This window comes from Capnocytophaga granulosa ATCC 51502 (assembly GCF_000411115.1).
GTDB lineage: Bacteria > Bacteroidota > Bacteroidia > Flavobacteriales > Flavobacteriaceae > Capnocytophaga > Capnocytophaga granulosa.
In genome coordinates, this window is record NZ_KE150256.1 from 23,347 (window position 1) to 42,769 (window position 19,423).

18 protein-coding genes are annotated in these 19,423 nt (G+C 43.5%); 4 read left to right on the forward strand and 14 right to left on the reverse strand.

Features of this window, described 5'->3' with window-relative positions; all coding sequences use genetic code 11:
* Position 1: 1 nt before the first annotated feature.
* Complete coding sequence (purL, locus tag HMPREF9331_RS09015) at positions 2–3,673, reverse strand: phosphoribosylformylglycinamidine synthase (RefSeq protein WP_016420662.1); 3,672 nt, start codon at positions 3,671–3,673, stop codon at positions 2–4.
* Between the two features lie 100 nt (positions 3,674–3,773).
* Positions 3,774–4,214, reverse strand: a complete 441-nt coding sequence (locus tag HMPREF9331_RS09020; RefSeq protein WP_016420663.1) for a hypothetical protein — start codon at positions 4,212–4,214, stop codon at positions 3,774–3,776.
* 124 nt (positions 4,215–4,338) lie between these two features.
* Between HMPREF9331_RS09020 and HMPREF9331_RS09025 the strand changes: the two genes are divergently transcribed.
* The gene (locus HMPREF9331_RS09025) at positions 4,339–5,583 is read left to right on the forward strand and encodes a 3-deoxy-D-manno-octulosonic acid transferase (protein WP_016420664.1); all 1,245 of its coding nucleotides are present in this window, start codon (positions 4,339–4,341) and stop codon (positions 5,581–5,583) included.
* Between the two features lie 225 nt (positions 5,584–5,808).
* On the opposite strand, the gene HMPREF9331_RS09030 is transcribed toward HMPREF9331_RS09025, so the two are convergent.
* The 6 genes from HMPREF9331_RS09030 to HMPREF9331_RS09050 all read right to left on the reverse strand — a co-directional run bounded on the left by HMPREF9331_RS09030 (position 5,809) and on the right by HMPREF9331_RS09050 (position 9,201).
* On the reverse strand, positions 5,809–6,648 hold the full coding sequence (locus HMPREF9331_RS09030; RefSeq protein WP_016420665.1) for a prephenate dehydrogenase: 840 nt from the start codon (positions 6,646–6,648) through the stop codon (positions 5,809–5,811).
* 99 nt (positions 6,649–6,747) lie between these two features.
* The gene (locus HMPREF9331_RS12850; RefSeq protein WP_002670441.1) at positions 6,748–6,900 is read right to left on the reverse strand and encodes a DUF4295 domain-containing protein; all 153 of its coding nucleotides are present in this window, start codon (positions 6,898–6,900) and stop codon (positions 6,748–6,750) included.
* Positions 6,901–6,908: 8 nt separating this feature from the next.
* Complete coding sequence (gene rpmG / locus HMPREF9331_RS09035) at positions 6,909–7,091, reverse strand: 50S ribosomal protein L33 (protein ID WP_009641682.1); 183 nt, start codon at positions 7,089–7,091, stop codon at positions 6,909–6,911.
* Between the two features lie 19 nt (positions 7,092–7,110).
* Positions 7,111–7,347, reverse strand: coding sequence for a 50S ribosomal protein L28 (rpmB, locus tag HMPREF9331_RS09040; RefSeq protein ID WP_009641728.1), 237 nt, complete (start codon positions 7,345–7,347; stop codon positions 7,111–7,113).
* Positions 7,348–7,484: 137 nt separating this feature from the next.
* Positions 7,485–8,153 (reverse strand): ABC transporter ATP-binding protein, encoded by a 669-nt coding sequence (locus tag HMPREF9331_RS09045; RefSeq protein ID WP_016420666.1) that lies wholly within the window; start codon positions 8,151–8,153, stop codon positions 7,485–7,487.
* Positions 8,154–8,241: 88 nt separating this feature from the next.
* On the reverse strand, positions 8,242–9,201 hold the full coding sequence (locus HMPREF9331_RS09050; protein WP_016420667.1) for a lytic transglycosylase domain-containing protein: 960 nt from the start codon (positions 9,199–9,201) through the stop codon (positions 8,242–8,244).
* Between the two features lie 178 nt (positions 9,202–9,379).
* Between HMPREF9331_RS09050 and HMPREF9331_RS09055 the strand changes: the two genes are divergently transcribed.
* The 3 genes from HMPREF9331_RS09055 (at position 9,380) to HMPREF9331_RS09065 (ending at position 14,414) form a co-directional block, all read left to right on the forward strand.
* Positions 9,380–10,546 (forward strand): AIR synthase related protein, encoded by a 1,167-nt coding sequence (locus tag HMPREF9331_RS09055; RefSeq protein ID WP_016420668.1) that lies wholly within the window; start codon positions 9,380–9,382, stop codon positions 10,544–10,546.
* 115 nt (positions 10,547–10,661) lie between these two features.
* Entirely contained in the window at positions 10,662–13,103 is a 2,442-nt protein-coding gene (locus HMPREF9331_RS09060) for an FtsK/SpoIIIE family DNA translocase (protein WP_016420669.1), read from the forward strand.
* Positions 13,104–13,121: 18 nt separating this feature from the next.
* Positions 13,122–14,414 carry a nucleotide sugar dehydrogenase gene (locus HMPREF9331_RS09065; protein ID WP_016420670.1) on the forward strand — a complete coding sequence of 431 codons (1,293 nt, stop codon included), beginning with the start codon at positions 13,122–13,124 and terminating at the stop codon, positions 14,412–14,414.
* 15 nt (positions 14,415–14,429) lie between these two features.
* Here HMPREF9331_RS09065 and cmk read toward each other — a convergent pair whose 3' ends face one another.
* The 6 genes from cmk to HMPREF9331_RS09090 all read right to left on the reverse strand — a co-directional run bounded on the left by cmk (position 14,430) and on the right by HMPREF9331_RS09090 (position 19,415).
* Positions 14,430–15,116 (reverse strand): (d)CMP kinase, encoded by a 687-nt coding sequence (cmk, locus tag HMPREF9331_RS09070; protein ID WP_040357373.1) that lies wholly within the window; start codon positions 15,114–15,116, stop codon positions 14,430–14,432.
* 92 nt (positions 15,117–15,208) lie between these two features.
* The gene (locus HMPREF9331_RS09075; RefSeq protein WP_009641693.1) at positions 15,209–15,586 is read right to left on the reverse strand and encodes a hypothetical protein; all 378 of its coding nucleotides are present in this window, start codon (positions 15,584–15,586) and stop codon (positions 15,209–15,211) included.
* An 11-nt stretch (positions 15,587–15,597) separates the two neighbouring features.
* Complete coding sequence (locus HMPREF9331_RS09080; RefSeq protein ID WP_009641680.1) at positions 15,598–16,068, reverse strand: hypothetical protein; 471 nt, start codon at positions 16,066–16,068, stop codon at positions 15,598–15,600.
* A gap of 181 nt (positions 16,069–16,249) precedes the next feature.
* Positions 16,250–16,714, reverse strand: coding sequence for a transporter (locus HMPREF9331_RS13450; protein ID WP_016420672.1), 465 nt, complete (start codon positions 16,712–16,714; stop codon positions 16,250–16,252).
* Positions 16,689–17,177, reverse strand: a complete 489-nt coding sequence (locus tag HMPREF9331_RS13455) for a transporter (protein WP_016420673.1) — start codon at positions 17,175–17,177, stop codon at positions 16,689–16,691. The genes HMPREF9331_RS13450 and HMPREF9331_RS13455 overlap by 26 nt, the downstream gene beginning before the upstream one ends.
* 225 nt (positions 17,178–17,402) lie before the next feature.
* Positions 17,403–19,415 (reverse strand): OmpA family protein, encoded by a 2,013-nt coding sequence (locus tag HMPREF9331_RS09090; protein ID WP_016420674.1) that lies wholly within the window; start codon positions 19,413–19,415, stop codon positions 17,403–17,405.
* Between the last annotated feature and the right edge of the window lie 8 nt (positions 19,416–19,423).

Consider the following 19,423-nt stretch of genomic DNA (forward strand, 5'->3'; position numbering starts at 1 on the left):
GCTATTGCTGTTGCGCATTCTGAGCTTCTATCCACTTACGAGCATTGACAAAGGCTTCGAGCCATGGGGTTACCGCTCCTCTTAGCCCTACATAATAAGGCCATTGCCAAGGGAATATGGAGCGCTCTATATGGGGCATAGTTACCAAGTGTCGGCCTGTCTTATCACAGAGCATAGCCGCCTGATAGTCAGAGCCATTCGGATTGGCAGGGTAGCCCTCGTAGGTATATTTACCCACTATATTATAATCCTTTTCTTCCATAGGTAGGTAGAACTTACCCTCACCATGGGAGATCCATACCCCTAAGGTAGTACCTGCCAAAGTAGAAAGCATCACCGAGTTATTCTCGGGAATCGTTACTGAGACAAAGCCCGTTTCGTGCTTATGGCTATCGTTGTGCTTCATTTTGCCGTGCTCGCTATGTTCGGGGTTAATCAGTTCCAATTCCATAAATAGCTGGCAGCCATTGCAAATCCCCACAGAAAGCGTGTCGGGGCGCGCAAAGAAATTGTCCAGCGCCTTCTTTGCCTTTTCGTTATAGAGCAAGGCACCAGCCCAACCCTTGGCACTACCCAGTACATCGGAGTTAGAGAAGCCCCCTACGGCACCTATAAACTGTACCTCTTCGAGGGTCTCACGGCCAGAGGTCAGGTCGGTTGTATGTACGTCCTTCACATCAAAGCCTGCCAAATAGAGCGCATTGGCCATTTCGCGTTCGGAGTTGCTACCCTTTTCACGGATAACAGCAGCCACAGGTCGCTTGCCCTGAGGTCTCACTGGTTTTTCCCCTGTAAAATGCGCAGGGAAAGTATATTGCAAAGGCTGTTCTGAGTAGTTTTGGTAACGCTCAGTTGCCTTGTCATTAGCCGTTTGTTGTTTGTCTAACAGATAAGAGGTCAAGTACCATACATCACGGCACTCGGCTATATTGAACCTATAGGTTTGTCCCTGATGTGTAAGGATAAGCTCCTCGCCTTGGGTCACTGTTCCTATCTTAGCATAGCGAACCCCTTGAGCCTTGAGATCGTCCTCTATGGATTGATCCGCTTGGAGTACCACGGCTACATTCTCGGCAAAGAGCACTTTGAGAAGATCCTCTTCCGCTAAAGCCGTTAGGTCAATCTCGGGAGCCAACTCATTGTCGGCAAAGCACATCTCCAAGAGAGTAGTAATGAGTCCCCCACTTCCTACATCATGTCCTGCCTGTATCTTCCCTTCGCTGATGAGCGCTTGTACGGCATTGAAAACCTTTTTAAACTCAGCGGCATCCTTCACAGTAGGTGCTGTAGCTCCTACTTTACCTAATATCTGTGCAAAGGCCGAACCACCCAACTGATAGTTATCACCAGAGAAATTGATATAATAGAGCGCACCGCCGTCCTTTTTCAATACAGGTTCCACTACCTTCTGTATATCAGTACAATGGGCAGCAGCCGAAATGATCACCGTACCAGGGGCCATCACATCGCCCCCATCAGGATATTTTTGTTTCATAGAAAGGGAATCCTTACCTGTAGGAATATTGATACCCAGCTCTATAGCAAAGTCAGAAGCTGCTTGTACAGCCTCGTACAACCGAGCGTCTTCGCCAGGATTGCGACAAGGCCACATCCAATTGGCTGAAAGAGAAACTCCCGCCAGTCCATTTTCCAAAGGAGCAAAGAGGATATTGGTCAAAGCCTCCGCTATAGCGTTGCGGCTACCTGCGGTAGGGCTGATAAGGGCAGTTAAGGGCGAATGACCAATACTGGTAGCAATACCCTCTTTGCCCTGATAGTCGAGTGCCATTACCCCCACATTGTTCAGCGGTAGTTGAAGCGCTCCTACGCATTGTTGCTTGGCTACCTTGCCTCCCACACAACGATCCACCTTGTTGGTCAGCCAGTCCTTACAAGCTACACTTTCGAGCTGTAGCACTTGGCTTAGATAGGTGTATACTTGGCTGGGGTAATAGGTAAGATCCTCGTACTGAACAGACACTTTTTTGTCCGTCATTACCGTTTTGGGCGAACTACCAAAAAGGGCAGAGAGATCTAAGTCCATAGGACGAGAACCTTTCTTTTGGGAGGTGATACTAAAGTGCTTATCGGCGGTTACCTCTCCCACCTCATACATAGGGGCACGTTCTCGCTCGGCAATAGCCTTAAGCTCATTCAAAGCCTTTTCGGGCAATACCAAGCCCATACGTTCTTGGGATTCGTTGCCGATGATCTCCTTATCCGAGAGTGTCGGGTCACCTATAGGAAGTGCATCCAAGTCGATACGCCCCCCTGTCTCTTCTATCAGTTCGGAAAGACAATTGAGGTGTCCGCCAGCCCCATGGTCATGGATAGAGACAATCGGGTTTTCTTTGGATTCCACAAGGGCACGAATGGCGTTGGCCACACGCTTTTGCATCTCAGGGTTGGAACGCTGAATAGCGTTCAGCTCAATCCCAGAGCCGAAAGCCCCTGTATTGGCTGAGGAGACAGCTGCGCCTCCCATACCAATACGATAGTTATCCCCACCAAGAATCACAATTTTGTCCCCTTCGTGGGGAGTATGTTTGATAGCTTGGGAAGCCTTGGCATAGCCCACGCCCCCGGCCTGCATGATTACCTTGTCAAACCCTAATTTGCGTCCGTCCTCCTCATGCTCAAAAGTAAAGACAGAACCAGCGATGAGTGGCTGACCAAATTTGTTACCAAAATCACTTGCTCCGTTGGAAGCCTTAATCAGTATATCCATAGGTGTTTGGTAGAGCCAAGCGCGCTCGGCCATACCCTTTTCCCAAGGGCGATCTTCCTCCAAGCGAGGGTAAGCTGTCATATAGACTGCTGTTCCTGCCAGCGGCAACGACCCCTGTCCGCCTGCCAATCGGTCACGAATCTCTCCTCCTGAACCTGTAGCCGCTCCATTGAAAGGCTCCACTGTAGTGGGGAAGTTATGCGTTTCCGCCTTGAGAGAGAGCACCGCCTCGAAGGGCTGTACTTGGTAGAAATCAGGCTTATCCGCGCTCTTAGGTGCCAACTGTTCCACGGTAGCCCCTTTGATAAAAGCCACATTGTCCTTATAGGCAGAGACGATACCATTGGGGTGAGTCTGGGAGGTTTTTTTGATCAGCTTAAAAAGCGAAGAAGGCTGCTGCTCTCCGTCTATGATAAAAGTACCATTGAATATCTTATGGCGACAGTGTTCGGAGTTGATTTGTGAGAAGCCAAACACCTCAGAATCGGTGAGCTTACGCCCCAACTGCTCGGAGAGTTTTTCCAAATATGCCACCTCTTCAGAACTAAGGGAGAGCCCCTCCTGCTGGTTGTAGGCAGCAATATCATCAATCTCAATCGTGGAGAGCGGTTCTATAGCTATAGTAAATATATCTTGCCCCAAGCCCTTATATTTTTCAAAGAGCATGGGGTCAAAGTCGGTAAAATCGGCCGCTACCTCGTGGAATTCCTCTATACGGCTGATGCCCTGAATATCCATATTCTGGGTAATCTCCACCGCATTGGTACTCCAAGGAGTAACCATGGCGGCACGAGGGCCTATGAAAGTCCCTTCAAGGGTCTTACTTGTGAGTTGCTCGGCATTGCCAAAGAGCCATTGGAGTCTTTCCTTATGACTTTCGGTAAGTGTAGTTTCTGCCGCTACGGCATAAATAGTATTTTGTGTGTTTTTAAAAAAGAAAAGCATTTTGATAATGATTAATGATTAATGATTAATGACTAATGATTAATGGTTAATGATTAATTAACTATTGTTAGTATTAATCATTACTGGCATTAATCATTGATTACTGTTTGTACGCTACTTTTCCGTCCACGGAAAGTTCTTTAGTTTGAGCGTTGTAGGTGTATTTACCATTCTTGAAAGTGCCGTCGGCTTCCTTTTTTAGAATAGGGTTCTGGTCTTCACCTGTGATAAATAGCTCTACTTGGCTGTTGTCACCCTCTTTGCAGACAATAAAAGCACTGATTACAGCCTCTTCCTGCTCCACATCCACAGGATTAAGACGGGTACCTACTTCAAAGACTTGGATACACTCCCCACGGAGGGCACTCCACGAGTAGCCTGCACTGCCTATACAACCATGCTCATCTCTGTCACCCCCTTCCAACGTTTCCTGCTGTGGTGTTGTAGGCTCTTCAGCTGCATTGTCTGTCTGCTGTGGTGTGCTGTTGTTACATGCAGCAAAGGCTAAGGCTACTACTGACAAAGTAAAGGTCTTTTTCATATGGATTATACTTGGTATTAAAACGCAAAGGTAATAAATAAATATCAAATAGCTGCGATAAAAAAGTTTTTTTTAATTTTTTCACTAAGCAAAAAATATGTATATTTGTAAAATTTTTCACCTCATGAATTTTCTCTACACTCTTGCCATTCGCTGGGTGGCTTGTATGTTGCCCTTATTGACTGTATTCAACCGAAAAATCAGACTCTTCTACAAAGGACGCCGAGAGAGCTTTCGGATCTTGCAAACTCACATAGGTGCTGACGATCAAGTGATTTGGCTACATGCAGCTTCGTTAGGCGAATACGAACAAGGACTGCCTATACTCAAGCGCCTCAGGGAGCTATATCCTGAGAAAAAACTCGTGGTTACTTTCTTTTCTCCCTCAGGCTACGAAGCCAAGAAGCATAGCAAAGAGGCCGATGTGATCCTCTACCTACCGCTCGACCTACCTAGGCGAGTGGATCGTTTTCTACATCTGTTGCACCCTCAGATGGCTATCTTTGTCAAATATGAGTTTTGGCCGAACTATTTGCTAGCCTTAAAAGATAGAGGCATCCCTACCTATTTGGTCTCAGGCGTATTCCGCAAAGATCAGTTGTTCTTCAGGAAAAGGAGCTGGGGTATGCGTGCGGTACTTCCTTGCTTTACACACTTTTTTGTACAGAATGAAAGCGCCAAACTTCTTTTACAATCCATAGGAATTACCAATATTACTGTAAGTGGTGATACCCGTTTTGATCGTGTGATGGAGATTCTCTCTCGTGACAACAAGCTGCCTTTTGTAGAGCGCTTTCTCTCTGGGGCGCCTTGTATGGTTTTTGGCAGCTCATGGCGGGAAGACGAACAGGTATACATACCTTTCCTAAACGCTTATAAAGGCAATATGAAATTCATCATTGCTCCCCATGAGGTACATGACAAGGAGAAAATACATGCACTAAGAGATAGTCTACGCAAGCATGTGGCTATACTCTCCGAGGTAGAAGGCAAAGATCTCTCCCCTTATGAAGTACTTATAGTGGATAAAATCGGGCTACTTACCAAGATTTACAGTTATGCAGCGATTGCGTACGTAGGTGGAGGCATGGGAAACAAAGGTTTGCATAACATTTTGGAACCTGCTGTGTTCAGTATTCCTGTTGTTATCGGTAAAAATTACGATAAGTTCAACGAAGCCAAAGAACTTATTCGTCGTGAAGGTGTTTTTTCTATCAAAAACACTGAAGAATTCACCCAAATTGCTACTTTTCTCTTCACAGACGTTATTCAACGAAAGAAAGCCGGCATACTTAACTACAATTATATAGTTTCTAATACTGGAGCAACAGAGAAATTTATATCAATGATTAATGCCAATAATGATTAATGATTAACAACCACTAAGACGCTACAAGATTACAACATTTAGGACGGGGAAGTCAAGGAAAAGAGAGAGGAGAAGTAAGAATTTATACAATAAAAAATGGTATTAAGTATTTAACAGTGGTTAGTGGTTAGTGGTCAGTTGTTAGTCACAATAGACTGACCTCTGACTACTAACAACTAACCACTGACGACTAACAACTAACCACTGACGACTGACTACTGACCACTATTTCAGTATTTTACGTATATAGTTAGCTTCTTTGATATCTTGGGTAATACTGTCTGCTTGGTCGGTCTCGAGCAGGTGTTTGAAGTTTTCTAAGTTTTTAATGTATTCGGTGAGGGCTTTAAGGACATTGACCTTATTTTCCAAGAAGATAGGTGTCCACATCTGTGGGTGACTCTTGGCCAAACGGACGGTAGAGGCAAAACCTGTGCTGGCCAAATCAAAGATCTGAGCTTCATCCTTTTCTATCTCCAATACGGTCTTTCCCAACATAAAGGAACTCACATGAGAGAGGTGGGAGACATAAGCGGTGTGAAGGTCATGGTCGGTGGGCGACATCATCTTTACCCGCATATTGAGTGCTTTGCTAATATCCAAAGCCCTATCCAAGAGCTTCCAATTGCTCTTCTCCACCTCGCACAAGGCCATTACCTTGCCATCAAAAAGGTCGTATAGGGCTGCCTGTGGCCCAGAGTGTTCAGTTCCCGCCATAGGGTGAGCGGCCACAAACTGGCTGCGACGAGGGTGCTCAGCAAGTTCGGCACAGATAGGCGCCTTGACCGAACCTGCATCCATGACCAAGGTGTTCTCGCCCACATGATCTAAGACCTTATGGACTACCTCAGCGGTGCGATCCACAGGGACTGCTACCAATACCACATCGGCATCGGATAGCGCTGTGTAATCCACCGCTTGGGAAATAATCCCTAAATCAAGTGCCTCTTGCACATGTTCGGGATTTTTATCTATGCCTACCACGGTGTATTGTAGGCGTTTTTTGAGTTCTAAGGCAAAGGAACCTCCAATGAGTCCTAAACCAATAATCACTGCTTTTTTCATGGTTAGAAACAAAAAAGACTACTCATCTGGCATGAATAGTCTGCTGTGTTATGATCTTTATAACAGGAAACAACAAGAAAGCCCTTATAAAGGGCTTACTTATTTCTTTTTTAAGAATTCTTCTGCTAATTCAGGAGCCATTACACCTTCTACGAAAGTATAAGCACCTGTTTTGGGTGATTTCACCATTTTGATTACTTTGGTCAATCGCTTAGATTTACCCTGTAAAGTTGCTACTGTCTTCTTTGCCATAATATTACTTATTTAATTTCTTTATGCACGGTAACTCTCTTTAGGATAGGGTTGTATTTCTTAAGCTCCAACCTATCTGGAGTATTTTTTTTGTTTTTAGTAGTGATATATCTTGAAGTTCCTGGAAGTCCAGAATCCTTATGTTCAGTACATTCTAAGATTACTTGTATTCTATTTCCTTTTTTAGCCATGGTATATAATTTTTATAGGTTATTTAATAAATCCTTGCTTTTTAGCTTCTTTGATTACCTCAGAAATTCCCTTTTTGTTGATGGTTTTGATAGCGTTTGTAGAAACGCGAAGGGTTACCCAACGATCTTCTTCAGGAATATAGAAACGCTTGGTTGTCAAATTCGCTTTAAATTTTCTCTTTGTTTTGTTCATGGCGTGAGAAACATTGTTTCCACCCATTGCTTTTTTACCTGTCAATTCACAAACTTGTGCCATTTTATCACTTTTTAGTTCATTATTTTATCGGGGTGCAAAGTAACGAACTTTTATTGAAACTACCAAATTTTTTTCGTTATTTTTTTTGTTAGCCATCAGTGGTTAGTGGTCAGTGGTTAGTCACTAGTCATTTGTCACTAGTCACTAGTCATTAACCTTCCGTCTTGCATGGTAAAGGTCTTATCGGCCATTTGTGCCAACTGGGTATTGTGGGTTACAATAACGAAGGTTTGGGCAAAGGCATCACGCAGGGAGAAGAAGAGCTGATGCAATTGTTGGGCGCTCTCCGAGTCAAGGTTACCACTGGGTTCGTCGGCAAAGATCACCGCGGGCTGATTCATCAGTGCACGGGCTACTGCTACACGCTGTTGCTCCCCTCCTGAGAGTGCATCGGGCTTATGAGAGAGCCTATGGGAAAGCCCCAAATAGTCCAGTAGCTCCTTTCCTCTACGCTCGGCCGCTTGGCGTGAAGTACCCTTAATAAAGGCAGGAATACAAACGTTTTCCAAAGCGGTAAACTCTGGCAGTAGCTGATGAAACTGGAATATAAATCCTATATGCTCATTGCGGAATTGTGCCAGCTTCTTAGCTGAGAGCTTCTTAACATCTATTCCATTGATAATAAGACTACTCCCCTCAGCCTCGGTCATCGTATCGAGCGTGCCGAGGATGTGTAGCAGGGTTGTCTTCCCCGCTCCAGAAGCACCCACGATAGAGACCACTTGAGCTTTCTCCACATGGATATCCACCCCTTTGAGAATCTCTACTTGGCCGAATTTCTTATGTATGTTGGTTGCTGCTATCAAAATTAATGAAAAGTGAAAAGTGAAAAATGAAAAGTGAAAAAGTTGTCATAAACTAACAACTAACCACTAATAACTGACCACTAAAACTTTATTTAGGTACTTTAATTACATAGGTTTTTCCTGACTTGTTTTGGAGGGAGAAATCTCGTATCCAAGGGTTGAGCAGGCGTATGGTCTTGTAATTGGTCTTATAAAGTTTGGCGAAAGAAGCTAAGTTGTTTATAGTAGAATCCACAGTGATGTACTGCACGGGTTCTAAGTTATATAACTGGTCTTGCTTATAGTAAAAGCCATACTTCTTTGGGTTTTTCATAATCTCCTTAACGGCCAAGATACGGAAGACATAGCGGCTGGTCTCATTGTTCAAGTGCAGGTCATAGTAGCTACTAACCTCCTGCTTATTTAGTTGGTTACGAATACCCGCTTTACCTGCATTGTAAGCGGCTGCCGCCAGTGTCCAGCTGCCCATTTCTTCTTTGGCTTTTTTCAGATATAAACAGGCCGCTTCGGTAGCCTTTTCTAAGTGAAAGCGCTCATCTACTGTATCTTCCATCTCCAAGTCATATTCCTTGGCGGTGTTCTTCATAAACTGCCAAAAGCCTGCCGCTCCTGAGGGAGAAACCACATTCATCAGGCCGCTCTCTATCAGGGCTAAGTACTTGAAATCGTTGGGAATATCGTATTTGTGTAAGATCGGTTCTATAATCGGGAAGAACTTATGTGCTCGCTTGATGAGCAACAGTCCATTGGACTGCCAATATACATTGACCAAGAGTTCTCTATCGAGCCGTTCTCTGACATCGGATAATTGCAAAGGTACTGCTTCACCTGCAAAATCCAGCTTTTTAGGCAGGTCAAAAGCACGAACCTGATACATAGGCAAGCTATCTCTTTCGGAAATCGCCTCCACCATGATAGGGTCATCCGCGCTGAGAGTCAGCACTTCCGATTCCGCTGGAGAAGCCACCGCATTGATCAATAACAAGGCTATGGCAAACACTCCTATCCAGCTGAATATCTTTTGACAAATAGAAAAAAACTTACTCATTTTCAATAGTTTATATTACACATAATCGCTCTTTCCTTGTAGGTAATAGACAAGAAATACAAGAGTTATTTCTGCGCACAAAGATAAAGAAAAAAGTAGAAAGTAAAAGTTTTTTTTATCTCAACTTTTTTCACTACCTTTGGCACTTGTAAAAATCACTAAAAAACCATTACTTCAGATGGATAACCGATATGCCATGCGTGGGGTCTCCGCTACCAAAGAGGAGGTTCACAACGCCATTAAGAATATTGATAAAGGACTCTTTCCCAAGGCTTTTTGTAAAATTATCCCCGATTACTTAAGTGGAGATAGTGAGTATTGCTTGGTCATGCATGCCGATGGGGCGGGCACTAAGTCCTCCCTCGCTTATATGTATTGGAAGGAAACGGGCGACCTCTCTGTATGGAAAGGCATCGCTCAGGACGCCCTAATTATGAATATTGATGACCTGCTCTGTGTAGGAATTACTGACCATATACTGCTCTCCTCTACCATTGGCCGTAACAAAAGGCTCATTCCAGGGGAGGTGATTGCCGCTATTATCAACGGTACAGAGGAACTCATTGAGGAACTAGGCCAGCATGGAGTTACTATCCACTCCACTGGGGGGGAAACAGCTGATGTGGGTGATTTGGTACGTACCATTATTGTAGATTCCACCGTTACAGCACGTATTAAGCGCAGCCAAGTAATCGACAATGCACGTATTGAGGCAGGAGATGTTATTGTAGGCTTGGCCTCTTTCGGGCAGGCTACTTACGAAAAGAGCTATAATGGCGGCATGGGCAGCAATGGCCTTACTTCGGCACGGCACGATGTGTTCTCCAAGGCCTTGGCCGAGAAATACCCTGAAAGCTATGATGGCGGGCTTCCTAAAGAAGTTATCTATACAGGTAGCAAAGCCCTGAGTGATGCTGTTGAGGGGAGTCCTCTCAATGCAGGCCTATTGGTGCTCTCCCCTACCCGTACCTATGCCCCTGTGATTAAGCAAATCCTCTCCCAATACAGTCCCACTGACATTCATGGTATGGTACACTGTAGCGGAGGCGCCCAAACGAAAATCCTACATTTCATAGATAAGCTGCACGTAATCAAAGACAACCTCTTCCCCGTACCCCCTCTCTTCCAACTCATTCAAGAAGAGTCTAAGACCAATTGGAAAGAAATGTATCAGGTGTTCAACTGTGGCCATCGTATGGAACTCTATGTACCTGAAGCTATTGCTGCTGATATTATCCGTATCTCCCAATCTTTCAATATAGACGCCCAAATCGTAGGCCGTGTGGAGAAATCAGACCACAAAAAGGTTACTATACAAAGCGAATATGGCACTTTTAATTACTAATGACTAGTGACAAGTGACTAATTTGTTGTTAAAAAGATTTGTCACTTGTCATTTGTCACTTGTCATTATTTTCGTACTTTTGCAGCTGTTTTTAATTTAAGATGTGTCCATAACCATGGCAAAAACCAAATCCCCAGAGACTGAGAAAGAGAAAGAAAAAGGAAAAGAGAAAGAAAACAAAGGCAAACGAAACACCCTACTAGAGCGAAGAGTCTCTATAGGTGTGGTTCTTTTGTTCATATGCGTTGGCCTATGTGCTGCTTTTATGTCGTTTATTTTTTCCTGGCAAGCAGACCAAAGTCTTTTGAATGAGCTTTCTGACAGAAGTGTACAACCCCAGAATATTCTCAATAAAATAGGCGCTTATGTGGGCAACCTATTTATATACAGAGGGTTCGGCATTGCTACCTTTATTCCTCTTGCCCTTTTGGCACTTACTGCCCTAAAACTCATATTGGACACCAAGACCAAACTGCTCAACAAGTGGTTTTGGGGGATCTTATGGATGCTCTTCCTTTCGGTTTCCTTTGGCTTTTTCTCCTCCGATGCTACTATTCTCAGTGGTATAGGCGGATATGAGCTTAATTCCTTTTTGAGTGATTACATAGGCCACTTAGGAACTGCTTTGGTACTACTGGCTATACTTTGCGTATATCTGGTAGGAAGGCTTCATATCACCCCTGATAAAATCAAAAATTCGATAGATACAGGTAATAACTGGATTAAAAACCATAAAAAACCTTCCTTTTCCACTAAGGGCAGAATTGTCCCTCTAACCCCTACAGACACCCCTCCAGCTGGAGAAGAATCCTTTGTCCCTGATCCTACAGGCTTCGAGAGTGAAAGTGGACAAGCTGCCGACAAAAAGATAGATGTCTATACTCACCGAGATGATATTCCACTCTTGCACCCCGAAGAAGAGCGCCAACCTACAGGGAAGCCCTCTACCCTTGAAGGAGAAGAAGACAGTGATTTCAAGGTAGAGATCAAGCAAGAGGCCACTGTAGATCCTGCCGATGTTGCCCGCCGCTTGGTAGAAGACTTTGGGGAGTTTGACCCTACTTTAGAACTCAAGTCCTACCAGTTCCCTCCTATAGACCTCCTTCAGGAATACAAGAATGCAGGAGTGGTACGCAACGATGAGGAATTGGAGGAAAACAAGAACACCATTATCCAGACCCTACGTGACTTTAAAATAGAGATTTCCCGTATTACCGCTGTGATAGGCCCTGCGGTTACTCTCTATGAGATACAACCTGCCAAAGGTGTTAAGGTGTCCCGTATCAAGAACTTAGAGGACGATATAGCGCTTTCTTTGGCTGCTTTGGGGATTCGTATCATAGCCCCTATCCCCGGGAAAGGTACCATAGGTATAGAGGTGCCAAATAAGAATGCTACCATGGTACCTATGCGCTCGGTAATCAGTTCTGTTAATTTCCAAAAAGCAGAAATGGAGTTACCTATTGCCTTTGGAAAGACCATTAGCAATGAAACTTTCGTAGCCGATTTGGCCAAAATGCCACATATGCTTATGGCAGGGGCTACTGGTCAAGGGAAATCGGTAGGGCTTAACGCCGTACTTACCTCCCTACTCTACAAAAAACACCCTGCTGAACTGAAATTTGTCCTTGTAGACCCTAAAAAAGTAGAACTTACCCTCTACAACAAGATAGAAAAACATTACTTAGCCAAACTTCCTGACAGCGAAGAGGCTATTATCACCGATACCACCAAAGTAGTCAATACCCTCAACTCTCTTTGTATAGAGATGGACAATCGCTATTCGCTGCTTAAGGATGCGATGGTGCGCAATATCAAGGAATATAATGCAAAGTTCAAGGCACGACTGCTCAACCCCAACGATGGACATAGGTTCTTGCCTTATATTGTCCTAATTGTAGATGAGTTTGCCGACCTTATCATGACCGCAGGCAAGGACGTGGAGCTCCCTATAGCCCGCTTGGCACAGCTGGCACGTGCAGTAGGTATTCACTTGATTATCGCCACCCAACGTCCTTCGGTCAATGTCATTACAGGACTTATCAAGGCCAACTTCCCCGCCCGTGTAGCCTTCAAGGTGTCACAGTCTATTGACTCCAAAACCATCTTGGACGGCCCTGGTGCGCAACGCCTTATCGGTAAGGGAGATATGCTCTATACCCAAGGTAATGACCTGATACGTATCCAATGTGCTTTTGTGGATACCCCAGAGGTAGAGCGTATTGCCAACTTTATCGGTTCCCAACGTGGTTACCCCGATGCCTTCCTACTGCCCGAATATGTAGGTGAAGGAGGTGAAAACGGCCCTATTGAAGTAGATATGAGCAAGAAAGACCCACTACTGAAGGATGCCGCTGAACTGGTTGTAAGCAGTCAGCTGGGCTCTGCCTCCATGCTACAGCGCAAGTTGGAGATAGGTTTTGCTCGTGCAGGCCGTATCATGGATCAGCTCGAAGTACTCGGTGTGGTAGGTGCCAATAAGGGTAGTAAGGCACGTGATGTGAATTTCCCTGACCTTATCTCTCTACAACAATTTTTAGACGAAAAAGGTATATAATAGTATATTACAAACGCAATGAATCACCCAAAAATAGCGATTATCGGATTGGGATATGTAGGCCTCCCCTTGGCACGGCTCTTGGCTACTCGCTACCCCGTAGTGGGGTATGACAAAAAAGCCTCACGTGTGGAAGCCCTACAAAGAGGGGAAGATACCACCCTTGAGGTAGAAACAAACCTATTACGAGAAGTCCTAACCCCAACAAACCCTACTCTTGGACAAGGACAGGCAGGGCTTTTCTGCACCCATACCCCGGATAATTTAGCCCAGTGTAACTACTTTATCGTTACAGTACCCACCCCTGTGGATAAGCACCATCGCCCCTTACTCACACCCCTACAGTCGGCCAGTGAAGTGGTAGGAAAATACCTCAAAGCAGGTGATATCGTTATCTACGAATCTACCGTATATCCAGGCTGTACCGAGGAAGAGTGTGTGCCTATCTTAGAACAAGTCTCAGGCCTGAAGTTCAACCAAGACTTTTTCGTGGGCTACTCCCCTGAGCGTATCAATCCTGGGGATAAGCTCCATACGGTAGCGCAGATTCTTAAAATCACCTCAGGCTCCACCCCTGAGACCGCCCAAAAGGTCAATGCCCTCTACCAATCGGTCATAGAAGCAGGTACTCACTTAGCCCCCTCTATCAAGGTTGCTGAAGCCGCCAAGGTGATAGAGAACTCCCAACGGGATATTAATATTGCCTTTGTCAATGAATTGGCTAAAATATGTAACCTATTGGATATTAATGTACAAGCCGTATTGGAAGCAGCTGGAACCAAGTGGAACTTCTTGCGCTTTTCCCCAGGGCTTGTAGGAGGCCATTGCACAGGGGTAGATCCCTATTACTTAGCCCAAAAAGCCCAAGAGGTAGGCTACCACCCCGAAATCATCTTAGCGGGTCGCCGTATGAACGATTCTATGGGTAAGTATGTAGCCGATCAGGTGATCAAGCTGATGATTGCTCGTGAAATCCCTATTCATAGGGCACGCGTCTTAGTACTGGGAATTACTTTTAAGGAAAATTGCCCCGATGTACGCAATACCAAGGTTACCGATGTGGTGCGTCAGCTCGAATCCTTCCATACTGAAGTGACGGTATATGATCCTTGGGCACGCCCCGAAGATGTATGGGAAGAGCACCAAATCCGCTCACTCACTACCCTACCCGATACACAACCCTATGATGCTATTGTATTGGCCGTTGCTCACAAGGAGTTCCTCTCTTTACCATGGAAACAGCTAAGAAAGCCTCATAGTATCCTCTATGATGTAAAAGGCGTACTGCCAGAGGCAGACGGACATCTATAAAAAAAGCGTAGGAGACTACGCTTTTATTTTTTCTTTGGCCAAACGGACAATCTGAGAGACTACCTCATCAAGGGAGGTATAAGAGTTGTCTATCTCCACGGCATCGGAGGCTTTCTGTAAGGGCGATTCTTTGCGATGGGTATCTTGATAATCACGCTCTTGTATATTCTTAAGCACCTGCTCAAAAGTAACCTTTTCACCCTTCTGCTGGAGTTCCTCAAAGCGTCTTTGGGCACGTATCTGCTCGGAAGCAGTCATAAAGAGCTTTAGCTCCGCATTGGGGAATACGACCATACCTATATCACGCCCGTCCATAACCACGCCTTTCTCTTGTCCCATTTGGCGTTGTAAGGCTACCAAATAGGCGCGTACTTCGGGGATTTTGGCCACTTCGCTTACATGGTCTGCTACCGAGAGACTGCGTATTTCTTTCTCAATATTTTGCCCATTGAGGTAGATTTCAGAAGCCCCTACCTGAGGATTGTACTCAAAGCGAATGCTACTCTGCTCAAGGGCTGCCAGTAGGCCGTCCTTATCAATAGACGAGGAGACGAATCCTCTCTGGAGTGCTAAGAAGGTAACTGCCCTATACATAGCTCCCGTATCTATATATACATATTGTAAAGCCTTAGCTACACGCTTAGCAGTGGTACTTTTCCCTGTGGAAGAATGGCCATCTATGGCGATCATTATTTTTTTCATGATGTTTAAAAAAATAACTTACCAAAAAACAAGTGCTGCATTTCGGTAAGTTATGCTATAAAGTATGATTTTAATTATTGTTCACTATTTTACTAAAAAGGTTTGCTTTCTGCCTCAGTACGTATTTTCTTAATAAGAAGCTTAGCCATACCCACAATCGCTGTATCGTCCAAGATCACATGGTCTAAGACCTTTTTGCTCTGCAAAAGCCCAATCAGGTGTGTCTGCCCCTCATATACCAAGCATACATCATCTACTATTTTATTGGTTAGTCCCTCTGTATTTTCAAAAGAAAGTACTGCATTTCTAAAGATTTCTACCTGATAAGAACTAGCCAAACGGTTATCCACTCCAGGGCGTGCTTTGTAGGCTACAATAGAACCATCAAGGGTACTTACCAATGAAACAGAGATCACCCCTGGCACGTTTGCGAAGAGCTGTGCTGCGTATTCGTTTAGAAATTGTTCCATGGTTTTATACATTAGCTAAAAAATAATTTTCTGAAATGACTTTCCTTTTTAGGCGCTTCGGAGGTAACCTTTGTATAAAGTTCTGTTTGCAAGGTGTTAAAGGTAACCACTTGTGTCATAGCTGCATAGCATTGCTTATGGATTACACTCAAGACGCCATAGTTCACCTTGGTTGCATCTGTAATGATATGAATCAAGTAATCAAAATCTTTAGAGACATAGATCACATGGGTCTGCTCATTATTGGAAATCGTAATCTCGCGAAGAGAGTCCTCATTGATACTGTCTATGTACTTAATTTCCTGAAGCGCATTTTTGGCTATTTCAGCCTCAAATTTTGCTGTGGCCGAGTAATCCAATCCGCTAAAAGACTGATTGTATAAGATCTCGCCATGTTCTGTACCTATAAAGCTAACTGATAGGATACCAGAGAGTTGGGATCCCATTTGGTCAGTATATTTTTTAAATTCTTCTAAAATCATACTTTCAATTTTTAGTAGGTTACAACAATGCAAAGCTACGATGTTTTTCCCTAAATTGCAACTTTTACATCATAATATATTCAACAAAATCACTTTTCCTGTTGATATCTACACAAAACACTCTCACACAATACTTTATACAAAAACTCTATGTATCTTTTGTAAATAACTTTATCCTAAGTTAGAAACCAAAAATTTGAGCGTCTTCTTTATTCTGTTTGTCTCTGGCTTTTTTCTTTGCCTCGTACTCTATATCCTTATACCTATCATAAAAGCGATAAGATAAACCAATACCACCCATATAGCGAGTAGGAGTTGTCTTCCAGCTGGCGCCTATAGTAGCATTTATTTGAAAGTTTTCATCTATGAGATAGGAAACACCTCCTCTTAGGAGAGAATCCTTATAATAATCGCTTGTAATCCCCTCATTCTCCAGATAGATACTCCATCGGTCATCATAAAGGTTATGAGTAAGGGTAAAGATGTAGCTATATTGGGCGTGCTGTGAGGCAATATTACTTCCTATAATATTGAGAACCAAGGCTACTTCCTTGAGCGGGTGGCTCTGTAGGATAATCATTGCCTTGGGTGTCGCTATGGGATAGCTCTCATTCATCACCTCATAGAGGTAACGATTTTTCTCCAAAAAGATTAACCCCTGCATAGAGGGAGATAGCGGGAATGAGTTTTCTCCACTTGAACTCGGCATTGGCCTTCCAGCTATAGACATTGATATCGCTAAGAAAGACAGGGTCATAGAACATATATTTCACCCCAAAGGTCGTGCGCTGGAAGCCTATTTTCCCAGAGGAAACCTCATCGGTAGAACGATTGCTATAGAGCAGGGTACCGTCGCCTATGATTTCAAACTGGTCTCTCCATACTCCATAACGCACCATATAGTTCAGCCCCACATTCTCCTGAGAGAGTCCCAGCAGGTCATGCTTATTGGTTTCGTAATAGATATCCGACTCCACTTGTGCTACCTTTCGCCCTACTGCATAAGCCCCCATGGAGCGTCCTGGCTTGTTGGAATTGATAATATCAGTATATTGAGCCTTAGTGGTTATAGTGGATAATAACAAGAAAAAAAGTAGTGTTTTTTTCATAAAACAAACTTGTTTTTAGGTAATACATCTTATAATTGGCACTGCTCCCCTACTACTTTTTGTGCAACCAAAGTAACTTTTTTTCGGGAGGTTATAACTTAGTTTTATAAGGTACAAAATTAAAAAAAATATCATTAAAATCAAGGATTTACCTTAAAAAACTTTTTAGCAAAAACGGCAATAGGTTTCCCCATTGCCGTAAAAAATATAAACTATGAAAAAATTTTACATTTCTGTGATGATAAACTCACTACGTCTGTTTTGTTGGTGTTCTTCTTCTGTACAAGGAACGCCATTCTTACAGCCATTTACCAACTGTGTTTCTCCATATCCCTTAGCGGTAAGTCTGTTCTTAGCGATTCCTTGACTTACGATCCATGCCATAGTAGCTTTGGCACGTTTGTCAGAAAGGATAAGGTTATACTTATCAGAGCCACGGCTATCGGTGTGAGAACGAATAGCGATCTTCATAGTAGGATGATCCTTCATTGCCTCTACGATTTTAACCAATTCAGCAGCTGCATCAGGACGAATATTATATTTATTAAGGTCAAACTTGATTTCCTTTATCTGGAAGATCTTAGCTAAATCATCACCTTTCTTAAGTTTTTTCTTGGTGGTTTTCATCAAGATTTCTTTCTCAATAACAGTACCTTTTTCACGGATACTCACTTGTTCTTCTACCACTGCATAGTCCTCACGCTGAGCACGAAGGAAAACGAAAGTATCATCACAATTCACTGTCTTAACACCGAAGTCATAATCCCCGTTAGTCTTGTTCTCTATCTTGGCCATTTCTTTTTGGTCACTATCGGAAAGAGTAAGCGTTACGTGGCCAAGTACTTCTTTGGTATCTATATCCTTAACAATCCCCTTGATAGTCTTTTTACAATCAAATTCCAAAGGTCTATTTTGTACAAAGTAGTAGATATCATCTTTTCCTTTACCTCCTGGACGGTTAGAAGAAAGGAAGCCTATACTTCTGTCTTCGTCAAGTACGAAAGCAAAGTCATCATCAGGAGTATTACCTGGACGGCCTATGTTCTGTAGTCTCTTGAGAGAGCCATCTTGCTCTATCTTCACTGCAAAAATGTCTAAACCTCCCAAGCCTGGAAGGCCATCGGAAGAGAAGAACAATACATTCTTAGAAGAGATAAAAGGGAAAGTTTCTCTACCTTCGGTATTGATAAGATCACCTAAATTTTCAGGCTTTCCGTAGGTACCTTTCTTATGGTTGATACGTACTCTGAAGATATCGGACTTACCACGAGTTTCTTTAATATCGGCAGCGAAGTAGAGCCATTTTCCATCAGGCGTGATAGCTGGATGCGCTACGCTGTAGCCCGTTACGTTGAAAGGCAAACGCACTGGGTCTGTCCATTCATTATTCTTTCTAACAGAACGATAAAGTTCCAAGAGCACTTTCTCTTCAGCTTTCTTTTTCTTTTCTTCTTTAGAAAGAGGCACTTGGTAGTTACGAGTAAAGTAGATCGTATCCATAGTTCTTGTGAATACAGGGCTGGATTCGTTCAAGAGGGAGTTGAGCTTAGAAGAGAAAGGCTCTTCTTTGGAAAGTTGTCCATTGCTGAATTTAGCTCTGAAGAGGTCATAATAGCCCTCCCCAGTCCAGTTGGAGGTACCACGAGCCGATGTTTTACGGCTTGCTGTATATACTACCTCATCTTTTCCATAGAAAGCGGTACCATATTCAGAGAATTCGGTATTGATTTCTACAGGTTTAATTGTTAAGCGACCTGAATTATCTTTGATTACTTGCAAATAATCCGCATGTTCTTCCAATTTGCGAGCGCGTAGGTCGTCTTTGCCAGTTAGTTTCACGAATTGATCCAAAATAATCTTTGCTTCGTCGTAGCGCTCTACCGATTTAAGGCATTGTGCATAACGATAGTAGTATTCTGGAGTAATTTTGTAGTTTTCGCTATCTTTTTTAGCGTTTGCGAAGAGCTTGTCATACCATTTCAAAGCTGTTGTATAATCAGCATTGAAATAGTAAGAGTTTCCTAAGTTCTCTAAGATGTTTTGATCTACATATCCTTGTTCAGCTATACGTTCGTATATCTTGATGGCATCCACATAGGCGTATTTACCATAGAGATCATTAGCCTTTTTAATTTTACTTTCATTTTCTTTCTTCAGTTTCTCTTGGTCATCTACTTGAGCGAAAACGACAGAAGTGGAACAGAAGAGTAGAAAAATAGCGGTTATTTTCCTTATCATTTTTTATT

Bases quoted from the DNA above. Each gene is read 5' to 3' on its own strand.
- purL (WP_016420662.1), bottom strand. From the start codon at position 3,673: ATGCTTTTCTTTTTTAAAAACACACAAAATACTATTTATGCCGTAGCG.
- HMPREF9331_RS09020 (WP_016420663.1), bottom strand. From the start codon at position 4,214: ATGAAAAAGACCTTTACTTTGTCAGTAGTAGCCTTAGCCTTTGCTGCA.
- HMPREF9331_RS09025 (WP_016420664.1), top strand. From the start codon at position 4,339: ATGAATTTTCTCTACACTCTTGCCATTCGCTGGGTGGCTTGTATGTTG.
- HMPREF9331_RS09030 (WP_016420665.1), bottom strand. From the start codon at position 6,648: ATGAAAAAAGCAGTGATTATTGGTTTAGGACTCATTGGAGGTTCCTTT.
- HMPREF9331_RS12850 (WP_002670441.1), bottom strand. From the start codon at position 6,900: ATGGCAAAGAAGACAGTAGCAACTTTACAGGGTAAATCTAAGCGATTG.
- rpmG (WP_009641682.1), bottom strand. From the start codon at position 7,091: ATGGCTAAAAAAGGAAATAGAATACAAGTAATCTTAGAATGTACTGAA.
- rpmB (WP_009641728.1), bottom strand. From the start codon at position 7,347: ATGGCACAAGTTTGTGAATTGACAGGTAAAAAAGCAATGGGTGGAAAC.
- HMPREF9331_RS09050 (WP_016420667.1), bottom strand. From the start codon at position 9,201: ATGAGTAAGTTTTTTTCTATTTGTCAAAAGATATTCAGCTGGATAGGA.
- HMPREF9331_RS09055 (WP_016420668.1), top strand. From the start codon at position 9,380: ATGGATAACCGATATGCCATGCGTGGGGTCTCCGCTACCAAAGAGGAG.
- HMPREF9331_RS09060 (WP_016420669.1), top strand. From the start codon at position 10,662: ATGGCAAAAACCAAATCCCCAGAGACTGAGAAAGAGAAAGAAAAAGGA.
- HMPREF9331_RS09065 (WP_016420670.1), top strand. From the start codon at position 13,122: ATGAATCACCCAAAAATAGCGATTATCGGATTGGGATATGTAGGCCTC.
- cmk (WP_040357373.1), bottom strand. From the start codon at position 15,116: ATGAAAAAAATAATGATCGCCATAGATGGCCATTCTTCCACAGGGAAA.
- HMPREF9331_RS09075 (WP_009641693.1), bottom strand. From the start codon at position 15,586: ATGGAACAATTTCTAAACGAATACGCAGCACAGCTCTTCGCAAACGTG.
- HMPREF9331_RS09080 (WP_009641680.1), bottom strand. From the start codon at position 16,068: ATGATTTTAGAAGAATTTAAAAAATATACTGACCAAATGGGATCCCAA.
- HMPREF9331_RS13455 (WP_016420673.1), bottom strand. From the start codon at position 17,177: ATGAAAAAAACACTACTTTTTTTCTTGTTATTATCCACTATAACCACT.
- HMPREF9331_RS09090 (WP_016420674.1), bottom strand. From the start codon at position 19,415: ATGATAAGGAAAATAACCGCTATTTTTCTACTCTTCTGTTCCACTTCT.